Annotated in this window: 14 protein-coding genes; 13 read left to right on the forward strand and 1 reads right to left on the reverse strand. The window is 61.6% G+C overall.

Going from position 1 to position 21053, the window contains the following annotated elements:
• Positions 1-2: 2 nt before the first annotated feature.
• The gene (locus tag FIV03_RS12220; RefSeq protein ID WP_152509728.1) at positions 3-6314 is read right to left on the reverse strand and encodes a hypothetical protein; all 6312 of its coding nucleotides are present in this window, start codon (positions 6312-6314) and stop codon (positions 3-5) included.
• Positions 6315-6725: 411 nt separating this feature from the next.
• Here FIV03_RS12220 and FIV03_RS12225 point away from each other — a divergent pair, with 411 nt between their 5' ends.
• The 13 genes from FIV03_RS12225 (at position 6726) to FIV03_RS12285 (ending at position 21050) form a co-directional block, all read left to right on the forward strand.
• Entirely contained in the window at positions 6726-7685 is a 960-nt protein-coding gene (locus tag FIV03_RS12225; protein ID WP_152509729.1) for an NAD-dependent epimerase/dehydratase family protein, read from the forward strand.
• Positions 7686-7875: 190 nt separating this feature from the next.
• Entirely contained in the window at positions 7876-9057 is a 1182-nt protein-coding gene (locus tag FIV03_RS12230) for a LacI family DNA-binding transcriptional regulator (protein ID WP_209009960.1), read from the forward strand.
• A gap of 225 nt (positions 9058-9282) precedes the next feature.
• On the forward strand, positions 9283-10602 hold the full coding sequence (locus tag FIV03_RS12235) for an extracellular solute-binding protein (RefSeq protein WP_152509730.1): 1320 nt from the start codon (positions 9283-9285) through the stop codon (positions 10600-10602).
• Positions 10603-10803: 201 nt separating this feature from the next.
• Positions 10804-11751 carry a sugar ABC transporter permease gene (locus FIV03_RS12240; RefSeq protein ID WP_152509731.1) on the forward strand — a complete coding sequence of 316 codons (948 nt, stop codon included), beginning with the start codon at positions 10804-10806 and terminating at the stop codon, positions 11749-11751.
• Complete coding sequence (locus FIV03_RS12245) at positions 11748-12689, forward strand: carbohydrate ABC transporter permease (protein WP_023003182.1); 942 nt, start codon at positions 11748-11750, stop codon at positions 12687-12689. The genes FIV03_RS12240 and FIV03_RS12245 overlap by 4 nt, the downstream gene beginning before the upstream one ends.
• Complete coding sequence (locus FIV03_RS12250; RefSeq protein WP_035908047.1) at positions 12689-12877, forward strand: hypothetical protein; 189 nt, start codon at positions 12689-12691, stop codon at positions 12875-12877. Before FIV03_RS12245 ends, FIV03_RS12250 begins: the two co-directional genes overlap by 1 nt.
• A gap of 5 nt (positions 12878-12882) precedes the next feature.
• Positions 12883-13980: an ABC transporter ATP-binding protein gene (locus tag FIV03_RS12255; RefSeq protein ID WP_152509732.1), complete on the forward strand. Its 1098-nt coding sequence runs from the start codon at positions 12883-12885 to the stop codon at positions 13978-13980.
• Positions 13973-14968 carry an ABC transporter ATP-binding protein gene (locus FIV03_RS12260; protein ID WP_023003185.1) on the forward strand — a complete coding sequence of 332 codons (996 nt, stop codon included), beginning with the start codon at positions 13973-13975 and terminating at the stop codon, positions 14966-14968. The genes FIV03_RS12255 and FIV03_RS12260 overlap by 8 nt, the downstream gene beginning before the upstream one ends.
• Positions 14969-14979: 11 nt before the next feature.
• The gene (locus FIV03_RS12265) at positions 14980-16626 is read left to right on the forward strand and encodes a dihydroxyacetone kinase subunit DhaK (protein ID WP_152509733.1); all 1647 of its coding nucleotides are present in this window, start codon (positions 14980-14982) and stop codon (positions 16624-16626) included.
• 563 nt (positions 16627-17189) lie between these two features.
• Positions 17190-18230, forward strand: a complete 1041-nt coding sequence (locus FIV03_RS12270) for a TRAP transporter substrate-binding protein (protein WP_023003188.1) — start codon at positions 17190-17192, stop codon at positions 18228-18230.
• Positions 18231-18296: 66 nt separating this feature from the next.
• Positions 18297-18884 carry a TRAP transporter small permease gene (locus FIV03_RS12275; protein WP_023003189.1) on the forward strand — a complete coding sequence of 196 codons (588 nt, stop codon included), beginning with the start codon at positions 18297-18299 and terminating at the stop codon, positions 18882-18884.
• Complete coding sequence (locus FIV03_RS12280) at positions 18881-20197, forward strand: TRAP transporter large permease (RefSeq protein WP_023003190.1); 1317 nt, start codon at positions 18881-18883, stop codon at positions 20195-20197. The genes FIV03_RS12275 and FIV03_RS12280 overlap by 4 nt, the downstream gene beginning before the upstream one ends.
• Before the next feature lie 88 nt (positions 20198-20285).
• On the forward strand, positions 20286-21050 hold the full coding sequence (locus tag FIV03_RS12285) for an SDR family NAD(P)-dependent oxidoreductase (RefSeq protein ID WP_152509734.1): 765 nt from the start codon (positions 20286-20288) through the stop codon (positions 21048-21050).
• Positions 21051-21053 lie beyond the last annotated feature (3 nt).

The raw sequence follows: 21053 nt of genomic DNA on the forward strand, positions 1-21053 counted from the left end.
GATCAGGAGACCGCTACAGCCATGGCGGCGATTTGCTCAGGTGTCATGGTCGCGATCTGTGTCTCTGTGAAGTGTCCGATCTGGTCGGCGTCGAGCGCTTCGATCGACTGCGGGCCAAGGGCAGCGATCGCCTGCGCGCTGAGCGAACGGATCTGGGTTCCGGTGAGGCCGGACAGCTGGGCGTAGGACATGGCTCCGATGCGCTCCGGTGCCAGGGCACCAAGCTGCGTGACCGTCAGCGCTCCGACCTGGCGCGAAGTCAGTGCTCCGAACTGGGTAGAGGACAGGATCGAGATTTCACTGCTGGTCAGGTTGGAAACCTGGTTTGCACTGAGGGAGGCAATCTGGGATGGGGTCAAAGCCGTGAATTGCGCGTTTGACAGGGCCCGCAACTGTACACGCACGAGGCCGGCAAGTTGTGACGCGCTCATTTCGGCGATTTCATCCGGAGAAAGACCGGCCAGTGCGCTGGTGGAAATGGATCCGACCTGCGCAGCGCTCAGGCCGCTGATCTGGGTCAGGGTCAGCGCTTCTATCTGGTTTTCCGAAAGTCCCGCAATCGTCGACGGCAAAAGGGCACCGATCATGGTCGAGGTGAAGGCGGTGAACTGGTCTGCAGACAAGGCGCCAATCTGGGTTGCCGTCAGGCCGGAAACCGCCTCTCTGGCAAGTGCGAGAAGTTGTGTTGTCGCCAGACCGCCGATCTGGTCCGCGCTCAGACCGGAGATCGCCGACGCCGACAGATATTCCATCTGCGAGGTGGTGAGCGAGCTCAGTTGTGACAGCGTCAGGCCGGCAATGGCGGTGGCGGTCAGGGCTTCCAGTCCGGTCGAACCGAGGGCGCCAAGCTGTTCTGGGCTGAACTGCGAGAGCTGCGCTGCCGTCAGTCCCTTGATGCCGCTGGCCGAAAGGGCCGTGATCTGCGCGGGCTTGAGCGCGGCCAACTGGTCGGAGGTCAGGGACGCGATCTGCGCCCCGGTCAGGCCCTCGGCTGCGGCTGGCGTCAAAAGGCCGATGCGTGCGCTGGAAAGGGAGGCGATCTGGCCGGTGCTCAGTCCGCTGATCGCAGTGGCCGACAGGGCGCCGAATTGAGGATCTGTGAAGGTGGCAAGCGTCGTTGGCGAAAGCCCGGCAAGCGCTGCTCCGGACAATCCCTCGATCTGGCTGGTCGTCAGAGCTGTGAGTTGGTCTTCCGAGAGTGCACTGATTTGTGCCGCACTCAGACCGGAAACGGCATTTTGGGACAGGGCCGAAACCTGTCCTGTTGTCAGCGCGGCCAGTTGAGGTGCGGACAGGGCGCCGGCTGCCGAGCTGGAAAGGCCACCCATCTCGATCAGCGACAATTGAGAGACCCGCAGTGGCGTCAGTGTGCCGATCTGCGTTGCCGTCAAGGCTGCAGCCTGGGTGGCGGTCATGCTCGCCCATTGTCCGCCGGAGAAAGCTGCAAGGCTCGTTGCATCGAGTGCGGCAATCGTTGTTGTCGAAAGCCCGGCAACATGCTTTCCGCTGAACATGGCGAGCTGGCCGGCTGACAACCAGGAGAACTGATCGGCCCCCAGACCGGACAGGCCGGAAGGTGTCAGCGCCGCAACCTGACGTGTGCCAAGCGCTCCGATCTGATCCTGCGTGAGAGCACCGACTTGCGCTGCCGACAACCCCGCAATCTGTGTCGTTGCCAGTCCGGCTATCGTTGCGCTTTCAAGGGACGCGATCTGCGCTGGTTTGAGAGCCGCAAGCTGACCGGCGGTCAATGCGGAAAACTGCTCCCCGGACAATCTGGAAAGCACGGCAGTCCCGCTTCCTGCCAGGGCGCCGGGGGCAAGCGCGGCGACCTGATCCGGATCGAACCGGGAGATCTGTTCCGGTGAAAAGCTAGAGAGGACCGAGGACGAAAGTCCGCCGATACCGGCAGTCGACATTGCAGCGATCTGATTGCCGGTGAGGGCGGCGGCCTGGTCAGTCGACAGGGCACCTGTCTGCCTTGCCGTGAGGGCCTTTACCTGATGCGTGCTGAGGCTGGCGATCGTGCCCGGCGCCAGGCTTGAAATGACGCTCGTGGAGAGCCCCGTTATCTGCTCGGAAGTCAGCGACAGCAGTTTGCCCGGGCCAAGCTGGTCCGCCTGGGTCGGGGTCAGACCGGCAAGGGCCTTCGAAGACAGGCCGGAGATCTGCTTGTCGGTAAGAGCACCCAGTTGCTCGGCACTCATGGCGCCGAGACCTTCGGCGGAAAGCCGCTGCATCTGCGTTTTCGACAGGCTCTCGATCTGCGTGGTCGATAACGCACCGACCTGATCGCCGTTCAAAAGGCCGATGGTGATTGCGGCGAGGCTGGATATCTGGCTGGTCGAGAGCGCGGAAACTGCTGCCGGGGCAAGGCCTTTCCAGGCTGCGGCTGAAAGCGCGTTCAGTTGTGTTGTCGACAGGGAGGCGGTCGTCGCCGGGCTCAGGCCTGCAGCAGCGTCTCCGGAAATGGCGCTGACCTGGGTGGTGGTCAGCCCGGCAATCTGGCTGGTCGTGAAAGCGCCGATCTGATCAGCCGACAGCGATCCGATCTGAGTTCTCGTGAGCGCGCTGATCTGTGATGTGGAGAGGGAAGTGGTCTGTGTCGTGGTTAGTCCGGTCAGCGCCGCGGTGCTCAGACTGCTGATCTGCGACCGTGACAGCGCCGCGATCTGCTCACTCGAAAAGGCTTCAAGGGCTTCATCACCCAGGCCCGCACTTTGTGTGGTGCTCAGGGCTGCAAGCTGTTCGTTGGTGAGGGCGGCTGCCTGAGTGGCCTTGAGCGCGCCGATCGTTCCGGCGCTGAGACTTTTCACCTGTGTTACCGACAGGGCGGATATCTGGCCGGTGCTGAAAGACTGGATCTGCGTGGTGGCGAGACCCGCCATCGCCGTGCCGGTCAAGGCGGCCAGCTGGGCATCGCTCAAGGTTGCAATTGCGGTTCGTGTCAGACCCTTGATCCCGGTGGCCGAAAGGGCTGCGGTTTGGGTGGTGGTCAGTGCTTCCACCTGTGCCGTTGTCAGGCGGGTCACCTGCGCCGCGTTGAGACTGGCGATCTGGGCTGCTGTCAGCGCGGCGATCTGATCCGGCACCAGGGCTTCGAACTGGGTTGCGTTCAAGGCCTTCAACTGAATCCCTGTCAGGCCGTTCAACTGGGCTGTTGTCAGGCCCGACACGTCAGAGGCGGAAAGACCTGCAAGACCCGTTGCAGACAACGCGCCGATCTGCTTGTCGCTCAGTGCCAGGATCTGCTCGGGCGATAGCGCATCGACCTGTTCGTCGGTCAGGCCTTTCATCTGTGTCGTTGTCAGGGAGCCGAGTTGTGTCGTCGTCAGGGTGGCGATGGTCTCTTCACGCAAGCCTCCGATTGCGGCTGCCGTCAGTTCTCCAAACTGCACGTTCGACAGAGAGCCGAGTTTGGTCGCCGTCACCGCCGCCATCTGCGTCTGGGTCAGGGCACGCAATTGCACGGAGCTGAACTGGGCCAGCTGGTCCGCGGACAATGCGGCGATCTGGGTTGCGCCGAGAGATGCGGTCTGGGTGGCTGTCAGTCCGGCAATCTGGGTTTTCTCAAGCCCCGCAATAACGTCGCTGTTCAGGCCGACAAGCCCGGACGTCGACAGCGAGCCGATCTGTTTGGCAGACAGCGCGGCCGCCTGGGTCGAAGACAGCACTTCGGTCTGGGTGCTGTCGAGGGCGCCTAGTGCGGCAGGTGCAAGGCTTGCCACCTGTGTTGTCGACAGGGAGGCCATCTGGTCCCGGGTCAGGCCCTTGGCCTGATTGGCGACAAGGGATGTGATCTGCGTTGTCGTGAAGGCATCGAATTGCGCCGTGCTCAACTGGCCGACGGCGGTGCTGGAAAGAGCTGAAACCTGTGTGTTGCTCAGCGCGGCAATCTGGTCCGGTGTCAGAGCGGCGATCTGGCCGGAGCCGAGGGACGAAATGCCGGCTGCCGAAAGGGCGTTCAGGCGCTCGCCCTGCAGGGCGGAAACCTGAGCATCCGTCAGGCCGGCGGTGTTGCCGGCAAGGGCTGCAATCTGGGTGGTGGACAATGCCTGGAACTGATCGGACGACAGCGATGAAACCGCCGATGCGGTCAGGCTTTTCACCTGTGCGCCGGTGAGAGCCGCCACTTGCGTTATCGACAGCGCTGCAAGCTGGTCCGTTCCAAGGGCGGCGATTGCCTGGCCCGAGAGACCGGCAATCTGGGTCGGGGCAAGCTGGCTGAGCTGGCTCGTCGAGAAGAACCCGATCTGGGAGCCGGTCAGGCCCGACAGGGCAGTGGCAGTCAGGCTTTCCAGCCTGTCTGGCGTCAGGGCCGCGATATGGCTTTCACTCAAACCGCGGATCTGCGCCGGGGCGAGATCGGCAAGTTGCGTGTTGCCGAGCGCCGCAAACTGCTCGGCACTCAGGCTTGCGAAGGCGGTTTCGGTCAGGCTCCGCAACTGGCTGGTCGACAGGTTCGACAGGAAGCTGCCCGACAGCGCTTCCATCTGCTCCGGTCCGAGAGCGGCAATCGTGGTGGTGGAAAAGCCCTTGATGGCGGTGCTGTTGAAGGCGGCGATCTGGTCGCTGCCGAGCTGGCGAATTGTCGTGCCATTCAGGGCTAGCGCCTGAGCATAGCCCATCGAGCCGATCTGCTCGGTGCTGAAAGTTCGGAGCTGTCCGGAGGAAAAGGCCCGCATCTGGGGAGCGGTCAGCGAGCGGACCTGCAGCGAGCCAAGTGCACCGATCTGGGTTTCATCCAGTGCGGCGATCATCGTGGTGCCGATGCCGCGCACCTGGTTGACGCTCAAGGCGCCGATCTGGTCGGTCGACAGGGCGTCGAACTGGGTCTCGTTGAACCCCGCGATCACGAAACTGGACAGGGCGCTCAGGCGTGTGCCGGTAAGAAGCGCGATCTGGGTTTCCTTCAGTGCCTTGCCCTGGGTCGCGGTGATTGCGTTCAGCTGGGTCTCTGTCAGCGCCTTGAACTGGTCTTCGGAAAACAGCGACAGGTCGCCGGCGGTCAGTCCCTGGAATTGTGTCGTGGTCAGACTGGCGATGCGGGTTTCGCTGAGGCCGGAAATGACCTCGTTGTTGAGCGAGGTGATCTGCGTTGCCGAGAAAGACGCGAACTGGTCTGCAGTCAGTGCGGCGACCTGCTGAGCCCCGAGGGCAGCCACCGCCGTCCGGGTCAATTGGCCGATCTGTGAGAAGTTCAGCGCGCCGAGCTGGGTCTCGTTCAGGTAGCGCGTCTGGGTCTGGGTAAGACCCTGGATTTGGGCCTTGCTGAAATTTGCAATCTGGGGAGCCGTCAGCGCGCCGATCTGCGTGGTCGTCATGGCGCCGATGGAGGTCCCGGAAAAAAACCTGATCTGCCCGGGGCTGAAGGTCTGGATCTGGTCCTCGGAGAAGGACTGGACCTGCCTGGTCGACAGCACGGAGACCTGCTGGGCCGTGAGCCCGGCAAGCTGGGAGGACGTCAGCGCGGAAATTGCCGGCAGTGTCAGCCCTTTCACCTGGGTGGTCGACAGCGTGCCGATATGGGTGGCGGTCAGGGCGCTGAACTGGGTCGTTGTCAGTGCGGCGATGCTCTGGCTGCTGAGGGCCCGGAACTGGGTGCTGGCGAGCGACAGCAGCGTGTCGACGCTGATCGCCTTCACCTGCGGCATCGTCAGGCTGCCCATGTGGGTGGTCGTCAGCTGGCCGGATTGTTCCGCCGTCATTGCCGCAACCTGGTCCACGGTCAGATTGCGGAATTGCGACACGCTCAGCATGCCAAGCTGGGTGCTGGCCATACCGGAAAACTGTTCAAGGCTCAGGCCCGCCACTCTCGCGGGTGAAAGAGCCTTCACCTGCAGGCTGGTCAGTGCGGAAATATCGTCAGAGCCGAAATGCGAAAACTGGCTGTCGGAAAACCCGGCAAGGACGGATGTCGCAAAGCTCTTGACCTGACCGGGCGAAAACGCCTCGATCTGTGTTCCGGAAAGCTCCTGGATCTGGGTGGCCGAAAGGGCGGCGATCTGGGGTGCCGTCAGTGCCTGCAACTCGCTCGCGGAGAAGGCGGCAAGGTCCTCTGCCGTCAGTTGCCGGATCTGGGTGGTGGTCAGCGCACGGATATGGTCCGCGTCGTCCGAGCTGACTTCCTGGTAGGTGATCGCGTCGTAACTGGCGAGCGTCTGGGGCGAGGTGAGGGTGCTGGTTCCAGATCCCGTCGTCGTTTGTCCGGAAGTTGTATCGGAAGATGGCTCGTCCGTGGCCGGAGACACCGACGTGCTTGCAGGTGAGACGTAGAAGGTTGCCGCGCTGGGCGTGGCGTTGATTGTCGTCACTTAAGGAGGTTCCAGAAAGCCCCATAGCGGGCCGAAGGCTGCTCAGCAACTTCCGTGCCAGTGGCTGTTTTGGCGAAAAACGCTGATTTCTCCTGTTGAATGGATGCTGACTGTTGGTCGCTTTGGACAAAGCCTGCCGCTTTCGCCAGGCAAAATTCGCCCGGTGCTGGTGGTGCGCTGGGCAGGAAATGCCATGGCGCGGCCATGCCATGGGCCGGCATTGGCGGAGGGGGCTCCGAGCAAACGCAGCTTGATGGAGAAGCTGTCTGGCGGAATTGGCCGAGAGTTTTTGATCCGCAGCAGCTTTGTGATGCTGCCGGGCGTCTTTGGCACGGCGCGTGCTAGGCGCGATTTAACGGCCGAGCGGGTAGGCGGCCGGGCTTTCGCAGCTACCCTGGAACACACCACATCATGTCCCTTCCCATACTGATCACCGGAAGTGCCGGCCTTATCGGGTCCGCCCTTGTGGACACGCTGACGGCGCTGGGCCGTCCCGTCCGCACGTTTGATATTGCCGAGGCTGGGCAGGACAGCCGCAACGGCACTGCTGTTGAAGACGCGGTGCGGGGCTGCGGCGGCGTTATTCACCTTGCAGCGGTGTCCCGGGTGCTTTGGGGCGAGCATAATCCCGTGCTGTGCCGGGACGTGAATGTCGGGGGAACCCGCAACGTCCTTGCAGCTGCTGCAAGTAGCGGGAGCCGTCCCTGGGTTCTCTTCGGCAGCAGCCGGGAAGCGTATGGGCCGGTAACGCGGTTTCCGGCAGATGAAGACACTGCGCGCTGCCCGATGAATGTCTACGGACGGTCGAAGCTGGCAGGCGAAAAGCTGGTGGAGGCGGCCCAGGAGGTCGGTGTCAAGGCCGTGATCCTGCGGTTCTCGAACGTCTATGGCCGGATTTCCGATCATGCGGACCGCGTTGTACCCGCCTTCGCAAGAGCCGCCGCCGAAGGGCGGAGATTGCAGGTCGAGGGCCGCAATCATGTCTTCGACTTCAATTATCTGGATGATGTCGTTGACGGTATCCTGAAGATGGTCACTTTCATCGAGGCGGAACGGAAGGCGCCGCCACCTGTGCAATTCGTCTCCGGTGTCGGCACCAGCCTGACCGAACTTGCCGAAGCCAGCGTACGGCTTGCCGGAACGGCCGCCGAAATCCACCATGTCGGGCCGCGCAGCTTCGACGTCAACGGCTTCGTCGGGTCGGGGGAAAGAGCACGGCAATTGCTTGGCTGGCAAACGAAGACAAGCATAGAGGAAGGGCTTGCGCACATGGTCCGGGCCTTTGCGGATGCAAATGGCGAGGCTCCGCTTGCAGAGCCTGCATGTGCCTACAGTGCAGGTGCTACTGACCCCGGTCTGTCCGCTGTTTGATTGCCTTTCCTTGAGCTGGTGCCGGTTGAAACGACCGGCCTGGCTTGCCCTGTTGCCATGAATCGGATTAGCTGCAGGAAAGCGTGGCCAATGGCGCCGTCTTGCTTCTGCAAGGCTTGCCCGCGATTTGCAATTGCCTGATATCCTTGGGGAAATTTCTTCCGTCAATCGCCGTAAAGCGGATTTTTGATTGACGTATGTCAGAATGCTGCGCGACATTGTCTCCCTGTCGATCAGCGGGTGTCCGGTCGGTCCCGCGGGAGCGCCCGGACGCAGATCGGCGTTGAAGTGGTGGATCATCTTGTCTGTGTTCACGAGAACGCGGGATGGTCCGGGAGACGTGATGGTCAAGCCTACCGTACACGATATCGCCCGGGAGGCCGGGGTCAGCCTGTCGACCGTCGACCGGGTCTTGAACGGGCGTGCGGATGTGCGCCCGAAGAACGCGGAGCGGGTGAAGGAAGCTGTCCGCAAGCTCGGCTATGTGCGCGATACCAATGCGGCCAATCTTGCCAGGCAGCGCCAGTACAAATTCGTTTTCGTTCTTCCCGAAGGGCCCAATCATTTCGTCGAAACGCTGGTGGCCGCGGTCGAAGAAGCGTCCGGTGCGCAGGTGGCGGACCGGACCGACGTCAGCGTCCTGTTGGTCGACGCCGCCGACCCGCACGCGGTTGTCGACAGGCTGAAGACCCTGGACCTGTCCGAACTGGACGGCGTTGCCATGATGGTTCCGGAAACACCGCAGGTGCGCGATGCCATTGCGCATATCAAGAGTGCAGGTGTTTACGTCGTCGCGCTGGTGTCTGACCTGCCGAACTCGAAGTGCCACTATTTCGCAGGTGTCGACAATTTCTCCGCCGGCAAGACCGCAGGGGCGCTGTTGGGCAAGTTTTTGCGCAACGAGACCGGCAGCATCCTGGTGGTGACCAATTCCATGGTGGCGCGCGACAGCATCGAGCGGCGCTTCGGTCTGGACGAAGTGCTGTCGCGGGACTTTCCGCAACTGAAAACCCTGCCGACGATCGAATTCTACGACGATCCGGACCGGATCCATGAAACCCTTGACCACGCGCTCAAGGCACACCCGGAGCTGAAGGCGGTTTATTCCATGGGGTCGGGCAATGCGGCCATGCTGGATGCATTGCGTGAGCATGGCGTTGCCGGACGGTTTGTGGTGATCGCTCACGATCTGACGCCCGTAACGCGGCAGGCTCTTGCCGATGGCGAACTTGATGCTGTCATCGCCCAGAATGTCGGGCATCTCGTGCGCAGTGCCCTGCGGGTCTTGCGGGCCAAATGCGACGGCACGGACATCTATGAGGCGCAGGAAAAGATCCGGATCGAGATCATCATGCGCGAAAACCTCTATTGAGGCTGGCCGTTCCGGCCAAGAGTTCTGTCCCTTAAAAATAAGCAATATCAATATCATGCCCTGTGTTGTCGGCATGGTTCAGGTCTGATTGATCTCGAAAAGAAAGACGTATGTCAGTTTTTTGATTGACGTGACATACGTATGTCAGATAGCGTGAGCCTGCACTTGGAGGAGTGCTGCGGTCCGGCATGCGCCGGCGCGCGACCATTCGGGAGGACTTCACCCATGAAAACTGCGAAACTTCTCGCGGCAACCGCCATTGTTGCGGTTAGCGGACTATCTGTTTCCAATGCGCAGGCCGATGAGCTGACGCTGTGCTGGGCGGCCTGGGATCCGGCCAACGCGCTGGTCGAGCTGTCGAAGGAATTTGAAGCCGAGTACGGCCACACCATGAATTTCGAATTCGTGCCCTGGCCGAACTTCGCCGACCGCATGCTGAACGAGCTGAACTCCGGCGGCAAACTGTGCGATCTGCTGATCGGCGACAGCCAGTGGATCGGCGGCGGTGCGGAAAACGGCCATTACGTCAAGCTGAACGACTTCTTCGAGAAGGAAGGTATCAGCATGGACGATTTCGCTCCGGCGACCGTCTATGCCTATTCCACCTGGCCCAAGGGCGAGCCGAACTACTATGCGCTGCCGGCCATGGGCGATGCCAACGGCTGGTTCTATCGCAAGGACTGGTTCGAAATGCCGGAAATTCAGGCTGCCTTCAAGGAGAAGCACGGCCGCGACCTGGCTCCGCCCAAGACGCAAGCTGAGCTTCTGGAAGTCGCACAGTTCTTCCAGGGACGCGAGATCGACGGTCAGACCCGGTACGGCGCGTCCATCTTCACCGAGCGCGGCTCGGAAGGCATCACCATGGGCGCGACCAGTGCGCTTTATCCGTTCGGCTTCAAATACGAGATGACACCGGGCAAATACGACATGGAAGGTGCGGTCAACTCGCCCGAGGCCGTGGCGGGACTGGAGTTCTACAAGGAACTCTACAAGACCGGCACGCCACCGGGCTACACCGATAGCTACATGGAACAGTCCCTCGATGCCTTCAAGTCGGGGCAGGTGGCCATGGCCATGAACTGGTTCGCCTTCTTCCCCGGCCTTTATGCCGACCCGGATGTGGGCGGGGACAAGATCGGCTTCTTCGTCAATCCCGGCCAGAACCGGGAAGCCTCGACGCTCGGCGGGCAGGGCATCTCCGTGGTGGCCTATTCCGACAGGCAGGATGCGGCGCTTGAGTACATCAAGTGGTTCGCACAGCCGAGCGTTCAGAAGAAGTGGTGGGATCTCGGCGGCTATTCCTGCCATGTGAGCGTTCTCAGTGACCCGAGCTTCCCGGACAGTGCGCCGTTCGCGTCCGACTTCCTTCTGGCCATGGATAACGTGATGGATTTCTGGCAGGAGCCGGCTTACGCCGAACTGCTGCTGGCGATGCAAAAACGCCTTCATGACTATGTGGTTGCCGACCAGGGCACCGCGCAGGAAGCGCTCGACAAGCTGATCGCCGACTGGACCGAAACCTTCGAGGACGAAGGCAAGCTCTGACGGCTCCAGGCGAACCCTGACAATGCCAATGCGCTTGTCAGGGTTTGACCTGCCCTTGTCTCAGCGGGTGGCCGGTATTCTGTCGGCCAAATCCTGATCCTGCCTCTGCGGACGGCCCGCCTTCTGGCGGGCTGTCTCACCCTGAAAGACCGACCGGCCCGGCCCGTGCTTTCCGGAACCGTTTCTCAAGAAGAGCGTCTCATGTCCGACACCCCGATAGACCGAGTAGCCAAGGCAACGCCGCCCACCGTTGCCGCGAAAATCCGAGGGCTTTCCGACCGTACGATTGCCTGGCTTTTTGTCGCTCCGACAATTTTCCTGCTGCTTGCGGTCAATATCTTCCCGCTGATCTGGACGATCAATCTCAGTTTCACGAATTTCCGGGCCAATCGGCCCAACCGCGATGTCGAATACATCGGCCTGCGCAATTACGAGCGCATCCTGACTGATGGCGACATCTGGCTGACCATGCAGGCGACCGCGCATTTTCTGTTCTGGACCATCGTCCTGCAGGTGCTGATCGGTTTCACCCTGGCCTGGCTGATCAACCGGAAATTCAGGGGCAACGATCTGTGGACCACCCTGATCGTGCTGCCGATGATGTTGTCGCCGGCCGTTGTCGGTAACTTCTGGACCTTTCTCTACCAGCCGCAGATCGGTCTCTTCAATTACGGTGTGTCCTTCTTCACCGGGGTCGATCCGGCATCCTTCCAGATGATCGGCGACGTGGCGCTCGCGCCCTGGGCCATCGTGATCGTCGATACCTGGATGTGGACCCCCTTCGTGATGCTCATCTGTCTGGCAGGCCTCCGATCGATACCGGACTATATCTACGAGGCCGCGGAAATCGATCGGGCCAGCAAGTGGCGCCAGTTCTGGACGATCACTGTGCCCATGGTGCTGCCCTTCCTCATGCTGGCAGTCCTGTTCCGCGGCATCGAGAACTTCAAGATGTTCGATCTTGTGGTGCAGCTCACGGGCGGTGGCCCCGGCTCCGTGACTGAGCTCACCTCCATCAACCTGAAGCGTGAAGCCTTCGAGAAGTGGCGCACCGGCTATGCCTCCGCCTACGCGATCGTCCTGTTCGTGACTGTCTTCGGCCTCGCCTCGATCTATGTCAAAGCCCTGAACAAGGTGAAGGAAAGATGAGCAGCTATTCCATCACAGAACCGTCTTCGCGGCAGAAGTGGGTGGCCGGGTCGCTGGTCATCGCCTACGCGGTCATCACCCTGCTGCCGCTGGTCTGGATCCTGACAACAGGGTTCAAGTCTCCGGTCGATGCCATCGCCTATCCACCGAAGGTGCTCTTCGAGCCGTCGCTGGAAGGCTACGTCAACCTCTTCACCACCCGCACCCGCGTGTCGCCGGAACAGCTTCAGGCGCTGCCGCCGCCCGCTACCTGGTACGAGGAAATCGTGCGCAACCGCGACATGGTGATCGCGGGCCCCTCCCGCTACGGCGAAAGGTTTCTGAATTCGGTCATCATCGGCTTCGGCTCCACCTTCCTGTCGGTGTTCCTCGGAACACTCGCCGCCTATGCCTTTTCAAGGTTCAAGGTGCCGCTGAAGGACGATCTGCTGTTCTTCATCCTGTCGACAAGAATGATGCCACCTATCGCGGTCGCGATCCCGATCTTCCTGATGTTCCGCACCCTTGGTCTGTCGGATACGCACCTGGGCATGATCCTTCTCTATACGGCTGTCAATATCTCGCTTGCGGTCTGGCTGCTGAAGGGCTTCATCGACGAGATCCCGCGAGAATACGAGGAAGCGGCGCTGATCGACGGCTACACCCGCTTCCAGGCATTCTACAAGGTGGTGTTGCCGCAGGCGGCAACGGGCATCGCCTCGACGGCCATCTTCTGCCTGATCTTCTCGTGGAACGAATATGCCTTCGCGGTGCTGCTGACCTCCGGCACGGCACAGACGGCTCCCCCCTTCATTCCGACCATCATCGGCGTCGGCGGCCAGGACTGGCCGGCGGTCGCGGCAGGGGCAACCCTGTTCCTGGTGCCGGTCATGGTCTTCACCATCCTGCTTCGCAAACATCTCCTGCGCGGCATCACCTTCGGAGCGGTTCGCAAATGATCAGCGATTTCATGAGCGGCCTCGTCCGCCTGCGCCGCGGGTCCTGGGAAATGCTCGCATCCCTTCTGATCGCCATTGGGGTGATCATGCTGATGCAGCCGGTCTTCCTGTGGGCCTACACCTATTCCTTCATCGTCACGCTGACCGGAACAGTCATGTTCATCATCGTCAGCCACTTTCCGGAGTGACTGTCTTGGCAGAGATTGTAATCAGAAACCTTCGGAAGGAATTCGGCGACTTCACCGCCGTGCAGTCGTCTTCCTTCAAGATCGAGGACGGTGAGTTCTTCATGCTGCTCGGCCCGTCCGGCTGCGGCAAGACCACCACCTTGCGCATGATCGCCGGGCTGGAACTGCCGACGTCGGGCGAGATCTATATCGACGGCGAGGAGGTCGGCCAACGGCCGGCAAGCCAGCGCGATATCGCCTTCGTCTTCCAGATGTTCGCCCTCTACCCGCACATGAATGTGCGCAAGAACATCTCCTATCCGCTGGTCAGCCAGGGCATGCCAAAACATCAGGTTGCCGAGAAAGTTGCGGAAGTTGCCCGCATTCTCGGCATCGAGAACATCCTCGACCGGCCCGTGGGTGGGCTTTCCGGCGGCGACCGTCAGCGTGTCGCTCTCGGCCGGGCCATCGTCCGGGATCCGAAAGCCTTCATGATGGACGAGCCGCTCGGTGCGCTCGATGCGGAGTTCCGCGAGCATATGGCCGAGGAGCTGCGGGCCCTGCATGACCGCATGGGCGCCACCACTGTCTATGTCACCCACGATCAGCTGGAAGCCATGCAGATGGGCGACAAGATCGTCGTCATGAACCACGGCGTCATCGAGCAGTTCGGCACGCCGCAGGATATCTACGACAAGCCGGCAACCATGTTCGTTGCCGACTTCATCGGCTCGCCGCCGATGAACTTCCTGCGCTTTCACGGCGAGGTCCATGCGGGCGCGTCCAAGGTGATGATGCATCACGAGGAACTGGACGTGCCGCGGCTGATGGAACCCTTTGAAGGCGACATGGTCTTCGGCATCCGTCCGGAGCACATCACGCTCAACGACAGCGGATCCTACCGGGGCGAGGTTCTGGCAGCCGAATATCTCGGCACCACTCAGATCGTCACGTTGAAGACAGCCTCCGGTGAGCTGAAGGCCCGCATTCCCTCAGACCAGCCTGTTCGCGCCGGCGAATTTGTCGGCCTCGAATTCAACGGATCAACGGTGACGCTGTTCGACAATCAGTCGGGGCGGGCGCTGCGGTCGGAACTGAACGAGGGAGTGCTTGCTCATGGCTGAAGTCAGGCTGTCAGGCCTCACCAAGCGTTTCGGCGATACGCTCGCTGTCGATGAGGTGAGCATGAACATCCCCAACGGCGCTTTCGTGACGTTGCTGGGGCCGACGGGGGCCGGAAAGACCACCATCCTGCGTCTGATCGCGGGACTGGAACAGCCGGACGCGGGCGACGTCGTCATCGCGGGGCGATCGGTGGTTGGCGACACGCCGGCGCAGCGAAACGTCGCCATGGTGTTCCAACAGTATTCGCTCTATCCGCACATGAGCGTGCGGGAGAACCTGGCGTTTCCGCTTCGCTCGCCCTTGCTCAAGACGCCTGCGGACGAGATCGACCGCAAGGTTGCCGAAGTGGCTGAAGTCTTGCGCATTTCGCACAAGCTTGCCAACAAGGCGACCAACCTTTCCGGCGGCGAAATGCAGCGGGTGTCCATCGGCCGGGCACTGGTGCGCGATCCGTCCATCTATCTGATGGATGAACCGCTTTCCTCGCTTGATGCCAAGCTGCGTTCGGACCTGCGCATCGAGTTGAAGCGCATTCAGGAAAGCCTGGGGGCAACGTTGCTTTACGTGACCCATGACCAGATCGAGGCCATGACCATGGCAACGCACGTCGGTGTTCTCGATCATGGCCGCCTGGTGCAATTCGGATCGCCGCGCGAGATCTACGAGAACCCGGTCAATCTCTATGTCGCCGGGCGTCTCGGCCAGCCACGCATCAACGTGCTGCCGGCCGATCTTTTCGCCGGTGCGCCGAGCGGCGCCAAGACCATCGGTCTGCGCCCGGAGCATATCGCGCAAGGCGAGGGCAAGGTATCGGAAGTTCGCCGGGTCGAACATCTGGGTGATCAGACCCGGCTGCATCTATCTCTGGATGGACATTCCGTCGTAACGCTGTCAGACAGCCACACCGCCCTGGAACCGGGCGACACTCTCGCCATTCAACCAAGAAATCCGCTTTTCTTCGACGCCAGCGGCGCTCGCATTTCCTGAGGAGACGGGACATGAAGCAATTCATCAATACCAAGGAAACGCTCGTCACCGAAGCGATTGACGGCATGCTGCGCACAGCCGGCGGGCGGCTCGCCCGTCTCGACGGCTATCCGCATATCAAGGTGGTGGTGCGCACCGACTGGGACAAATCCAAGGTGGCGCTTGTCTCCGGCGGCGGCTCTGGTCATGAGCCGAGCCATGCAGGTTTCGTTGGCCAGGGCATGCTCACGGCGGCCGTCTGCGGCGAGGTGTTTGCATCTCCCTCTGTGGATGCGGTGCTGGCGGGCATTCTGGCCGTTACAGGCAAGGCCGGCTGCCTGCTGATCGTCAAGAACTACACCGGCGACCGGCTGAACTTCGGTCTTGCGGCCGAGCGGGCCCGCTCCTTCGGACTGAAGGTCAACATGGTGATTGTCGATGACGACGTTGCCCTGCCGGACCTGCCGCAGGCGCGCGGTGTCGCCGGTACGCTGTTCGTGCACAAGATCGCCGGAGCGCTTGCCGATCAGGGCGCGGATCTGGAGACCATTACCGATGCAGCGAAGAAAACCATCGGCGGTGCAATCTCGATCGGCATGTCGCTGGACACCTGCACGGTGCCGGGGTCGCCCAAGGAAGACCGGATTGCTCATGGCAAGGCAGAACTCGGACTTGGCATTCACGGCGAGGCGGGGATCGAGCAGGTTGATTATTCGAATGCCCGCGCCGCCATGGCCATGGTGGTGGACCGGCTTGCACCGAACCTCGCACCCGGACCTCATGTGGCGATCGTGAACAACCTGGGCAGCACGACACCTCTTGAAATGTCGGTGCTTCTGGAAGAACTCACGGCCTCGCGCATCGGCAGCCAGATCCGCTGGGTCATCGGCCCCGCGGCGATGATGACCTCGCTCGACATGCATGGGTTCTCCGTGTCGCTGCTGCCCGTCGGCAAGACGGAAGAAGCCCTGCTGCAGGCGCCGGTCGCACCCTGGGCGTGGCCCGGCTGTCTTGCGCTTGGCGCTGTGTCGGTGCTGCCGCTGCCGGACGGTCTGACGCCGATCCAGCCGCTGCCGTCCAAGAACCCGGAGACGCGTAAGTTCATCGAGCGGTGTTGCGACATCCTGATCGCGGCCGAGGACGATCTCAATGCGCTTGATGCCAAGTCGGGCGACGGCGATACCGGCAGCACGCTTGCCACCGCCGCCCGGGCGCTGGTGAAGGCGCTCGACCGGTTGCCGCTGGCGGATCTCACCCAGCTTTATCGCGCCATCGGTCTGGAACTCAGCCAGACGATGGGCGGGTCTTCCGGTGTCCTGCTGGCGATCTTCTTTGCCGCTGCCGGCGATGCGTCCTCCAGCGGCCGTGGGGCCATTGGAGCGTTGAAGGCCGGTCTTGACCGGATCATGCAGGTGGGCGGCGCCCAGCCGGGTGACCGCACCATGATCGACGCCCTTCTGCCGGCGCTCAACGCTCTGGAAAACGGCGTCGAGGCGGCAGCCGCCGAAGCCCGTCAGGGCGCAGACGCCACGTCGCGGATCACGCGGGCGCGCGCGGGCAGGGCATCCTATGTCTCGGAGGCGAGCCTCTCCGGTCACAACGATCCGGGCGCGGAGGCCGTCGCCCGGCTGTTCGAGCAACTGACCCTCTCACCGGCCCTTACCTCCAAGTCCGCGTAGGCCGGCACCTGACCGGCAGGCCGGGCTTCGAGCTCACGGCCTGCCGGTGCTTTCCCTGATTTTCCATTCTATTCAACCGACCCCTGGTCGAGTGTTCGCGCCAATGGTGTTCCGTCGTACGGATAGCCCGCAAGGCCCGGGACGTTGCGACCTCCGGCATGCTTTCCACAAATTCCCGTTGGCTTGATGTTACTGCCTTGATGCCCTTGCGTTAGGTAAGGTGCCTGTCGTCATGCCGGCTGGCGGGTCTTCCTTTGCAGGAAGTGGCAGGGTTGATGATAAAGACGTTTTCTGTCCATTCTTCTCACGGAAACCCTTGCCTTCGGGATTGATCCATCACAAACTCCGGCAAATTTTACGGGATCTTGTGATGCTTTTGCGGCTGACCAGAATGTATAACTTTCCGATTGGTCGCCTGCATGCAAAGCTCAAGGCGAAGGGAGTGAACCAGGTCGCCAAATAGAGCTTGAAAAAAGTTATGTAATATAACTATTATAGATCATCATCTGATCGGAGGGAGGAATCCGGTCAGGTTTTGAAGTTGATCGAACAGGGAGGAAACCATGATCAACTTGCATAAGCAGTTTGCCAAACTGGCTGTGGCTGCGACTGTCTCCGCAATCGCACTTGGCGGGAGCATGTCGTCCACACTTGCGCAGGAAGTCACGCTGCGCCTGCACCAGTTTCTGCCGGCTCAGGCCAATGTACCCAAGAACGTTCTCGACCCCTGGGCCGACAAGATCGAAGCGGAATCCGGTGGGCGCATCAAGATCGAGCGTTATCCGGCCATGCAGCTGGGCGGCAAGCCGCCGGAGCTGATCGATCAGGTGGTCGATGGTGTCGTTGATATCGTCTGGACCGTTGCCGGTTACACCCCGGGCCGCTTCCCGCGCGCAGAAGTGTTCGAGCTTCCGTTCACGATGACGGATGCGGAGACCATGTCCCGCGCCTACTGGAAGCTTGCCGAAGAAACGATGATGGATGAGGACTTCGCGCGCTTCAAGCCGCTGGCCCTCTGGGTTCATGGTCCCGGTGTCATCCACTCCAGCAAGCCGATCGTCGCACTGTCTGACCTGAACGGCGTCAAGCTGCGTGCACCGACCCGTGTCACCAACAAGCTGTTCTCCAATCTGGGTGCAACGCCGATCGGCATGCCGGTTCCGGCCATTCCGGAAGCGCTCAGCAAAGGTGTTGTCGATGCGACGGTTATTCCGTGGGAAGTCGTCGGCGCGCTGAAGGTGAACGAGCTGGTCAAGAACCACACCGAGTTTCCGGGCAAGGCGCTCTACACCACGTCCTTCATCTTCGGGATGAACAAGGACAAGTACGACAGCCTGCCGGACGACCTGAAGGCCATCATCGACGCAAACTCCGGTGAGGAATTCTCTGCCTTCGCCGGCAAGCAGATGCAGGCCGATGATGCCGGCCCGCGGGCCGCAGCCGTGGAGATGGGCAACAACATCATCACGCTGACAGACGAGCAGGCTGCCGAGTGGGAAGCCGCCGCTCAGGGCACCATCGACGAGTGGTACGCCGAAATGGATGCCAAGGGCATCGACGGCAAGGCGCTGCAGGCCCGTGCCGAAGCGCTGATGGCCAACTGACCGTCATGAAGCAGCCCTCCGGAACCAGGTGTTCCGGAGGGCATCCTTCGACAGGATACACGTAAAATGCTGCTCACTCTGGTGGAGCGTCTCGCGCGCTTCATGGCGATCCTTGGCGGTCTGGTTCTGACGGCGCTGATCGGGCTGACCTGTGTCAGCGTGCTTGGCCGCGGGCTGAACACATTCGGCCATTCCGAATTCATGACCTCGCTGTCCGAAAGCGCCGCCAACGCGCTGATCGCGACCGGTGTCGGTCCGGTTTCCGGCGATTTCGAGCTGGTCGAGGCGGGGATCAGCTTCACCATTTTCGCCTTTCTGCCCATCTGCCAGCTTAAGCGGGGGCACGCCACCGTGGACGTCTTCGCCGGCAGTTTTCCGCGCTGGATGAACCGGTGGCTGGAAGTCGTGTGGGAGGTTCTCCTCAGCTTGCTGATTTTCCTGATCACCTGGCGGCTGTTCGTCGGGATGGAAGACAAGATGCGCTACAACGAAACCACCTTCCTGCTGCAGTTTCCGATCTGGTGGGCCTTCGCGCTCAGCTTTGCCGCCGCCGCTGTTGCCTCCGTCGTCGCGCTGTACTGCGCCGTCGCCAAGGTGCTTGAACTGATCACCGGCCGGCGTTTCACGCCCGATGCCGAGGGAGGGGTCCATTGAGCCTGCTTGAACTCGGCTACCTGTCGTTTCCCGTTCTTCTGCTGCTGATCTTCCTGCGGGCGCCGATCGGCCTTGCCATGATGATCTGCGGTCTGGGCGGTCTCTATCTTGCGACCGGCAGTTCCAACATCATTCTCGCCAAGCTGAAGTCGGAAACCTATTCCACCTTCTCCAGCTACTCGCTGACGATCATTCCGATGTTCCTGCTGATGGGACAGTTCGCGACCCACTCCGGCATGTCGTCGTCTCTCTTCAAGGCCGCCGAAAGCTGGCTCGGCCATCGCAAGGGCGGTGTTGCCATGGCTGCGGTCGGGGCTTGCGCGGGCTTTGGCGCCATCTGCGGATCGTCGCTGGCAACCGCCGCCACCATGAGCCGTGTCGCCCTGCCGGAACTGCGCCGCTACGGCTATTCCGGCGGCTTTTCGACGGCAACGCTGGCCGCCGGCGGCACGCTCGGCATTCTCATTCCGCCGTCGGTCATCCTGGTGATCTATGCCATCCTGACCGAGCAGAACATTGCCAAGCTGTTCCTGGCTGCCTTCATTCCGGGCATTCTGGCGGCCATCGGCTACATGATCACCATCTCGATCTATGTCCGCCTCAATCCTGGCTCCGCCGGAACGCGTGAGCCGGTGCCTTATGCGGAGCGCATGCGTGCGCTGATGGACGTCTGGCCTGTGCTTCTGGTGTTCGGGCTCGTTGTCGGGGGTATCTATCTGGGCTGGTTCACCCCGACCGAGGGCGCTGCCGTCGGTGCGGCCGGAACGGGCATCATCGCGCTCATTTCCGGTAACCTGACCTGGAAGGTCTTTGTCGACAGCATGATCCAGACGGCCATGAGCACGGCGATGATCTTCTTCATCGTGCTCGGTGCCGGCTTCTACAACAGCTTCCTGGCACTCAGCCAGCTGCCGCAGGAACTCTCCGGCTGGGTCGTCGGCCAGGGCTTCAGTCCGCTTGTCGTTCTGACGCTGATCCTGCTGTTCTACCTGGTCTTCGGTTGCCTGATGGACAGCCTGTCGATGATCCTTCTGACCATCCCGATCTTCTTTCCGGTGATCAGCGTGCTCGACTTCGGCATGAGCCCGGAACACGTTGCCATCTGGTTCGGTATCCTGGTGCTGATCGTTGTCGAGGTGGGGCTGATTACACCACCCGTCGGCATGAACCTTTTCATCATCAATGCGATGGATCGGTCGACGCCGATGAAGGAGACCTACAAGGCGGTTCTCTGGTTCGTAACGTCCGACATAGTCCGCGTGATCCTGTTGGTCCTCTTTCCGTCAATCACCCTGTTCCTTCTGGCTGGCTAACCCAGCCGGAAGGAGTGCGCCCTTTCGGTGTATCAAAATAGGTATGAGATATAACAATGATGACTAAAACCAATTCAGGGGCTGTGCCATGCTGATATCCGGACAAGCGGCTTTCGTGACAGGTGGCGGCAGTGGCCTCGGGGCCGCGACGGCCCGTCATTTTGCGAGCCAGGGCGCGAAAGTTGCGATCCTCGATTTCGATATCGACCGGGCCCGCACTGTGGCGGAAGAAATCGGCGGCTTCGCCGTTCAGGCCGACGTCAGCGACGAGGCAGCCGTAGGCGCTGCCCTCGACGAAGCCATCGGGTTGCTCGGTAAAACGCCGCGCGCTGTCGTCAACTGCGCGGGCGTCGGCTTTGCCGCGCGCATCGTCGGCCGGGAAGGCAAGCTCTCCTTCGATACGTTTGAAAAGACGCTGAAGGTCAATCTCTTCGGCACATTCAATGTCATGAGCCATGCCGCAAGACGCCTCATGGACGTGGAGCCGCTGGAAAACGGCGAACGAGGCGTGATCGTCAATACGGCATCGGTCGCCTTCGAGGACGGCCAGCTGGGCCAGGCTGCCTATTCGGCGTCCAAGGGCGGCATTGCTGCCATGTGTCTGCCGGCAGCGCGGGAGTTTGCCCAGCACGGCATCCGCGTGATGGCCATTGCGCCGGGCCTGTTCAGAACGCCGATGATGGAAGGCCTGCCGGAAGAGGTCTCAGCCAAGATCACTGCCAACATTCCGTTCCCGCCACGTCTTGGCGAGCCGGAGGAATTCGCCCTGCTTGCCGGGCACATCGTGACCAACCCGTTCCTGAACGGCACGACCATCCGCCTGGATGGCGCCGTGCGCCTGCCGCCGCGCTGAGGA

Origin of the sequence: Labrenzia sp. THAF187b (assembly GCF_009363375.1) — a bacterium.
Taxonomy (GTDB): Bacteria; Pseudomonadota; Alphaproteobacteria; order Rhizobiales; family Stappiaceae; genus Roseibium; species Roseibium algicola.

Bases quoted from the DNA above. Each gene is read 5' to 3' on its own strand.
- FIV03_RS12225 (WP_152509729.1), top strand. From the start codon at position 6,726: ATGTCCCTTCCCATACTGATCACCGGAAGTGCCGGCCTTATCGGGTCC.
- FIV03_RS12235 (WP_152509730.1), top strand. From the start codon at position 9,283: ATGAAAACTGCGAAACTTCTCGCGGCAACCGCCATTGTTGCGGTTAGC.
- FIV03_RS12240 (WP_152509731.1), top strand. From the start codon at position 10,804: ATGTCCGACACCCCGATAGACCGAGTAGCCAAGGCAACGCCGCCCACC.
- FIV03_RS12245 (WP_023003182.1), top strand. From the start codon at position 11,748: ATGAGCAGCTATTCCATCACAGAACCGTCTTCGCGGCAGAAGTGGGTG.
- FIV03_RS12260 (WP_023003185.1), top strand. From the start codon at position 13,973: ATGGCTGAAGTCAGGCTGTCAGGCCTCACCAAGCGTTTCGGCGATACG.
- FIV03_RS12265 (WP_152509733.1), top strand. From the start codon at position 14,980: ATGAAGCAATTCATCAATACCAAGGAAACGCTCGTCACCGAAGCGATT.
- FIV03_RS12270 (WP_023003188.1), top strand. From the start codon at position 17,190: ATGATCAACTTGCATAAGCAGTTTGCCAAACTGGCTGTGGCTGCGACT.
- FIV03_RS12275 (WP_023003189.1), top strand. From the start codon at position 18,297: ATGCTGCTCACTCTGGTGGAGCGTCTCGCGCGCTTCATGGCGATCCTT.
- FIV03_RS12285 (WP_152509734.1), top strand. From the start codon at position 20,286: ATGCTGATATCCGGACAAGCGGCTTTCGTGACAGGTGGCGGCAGTGGC.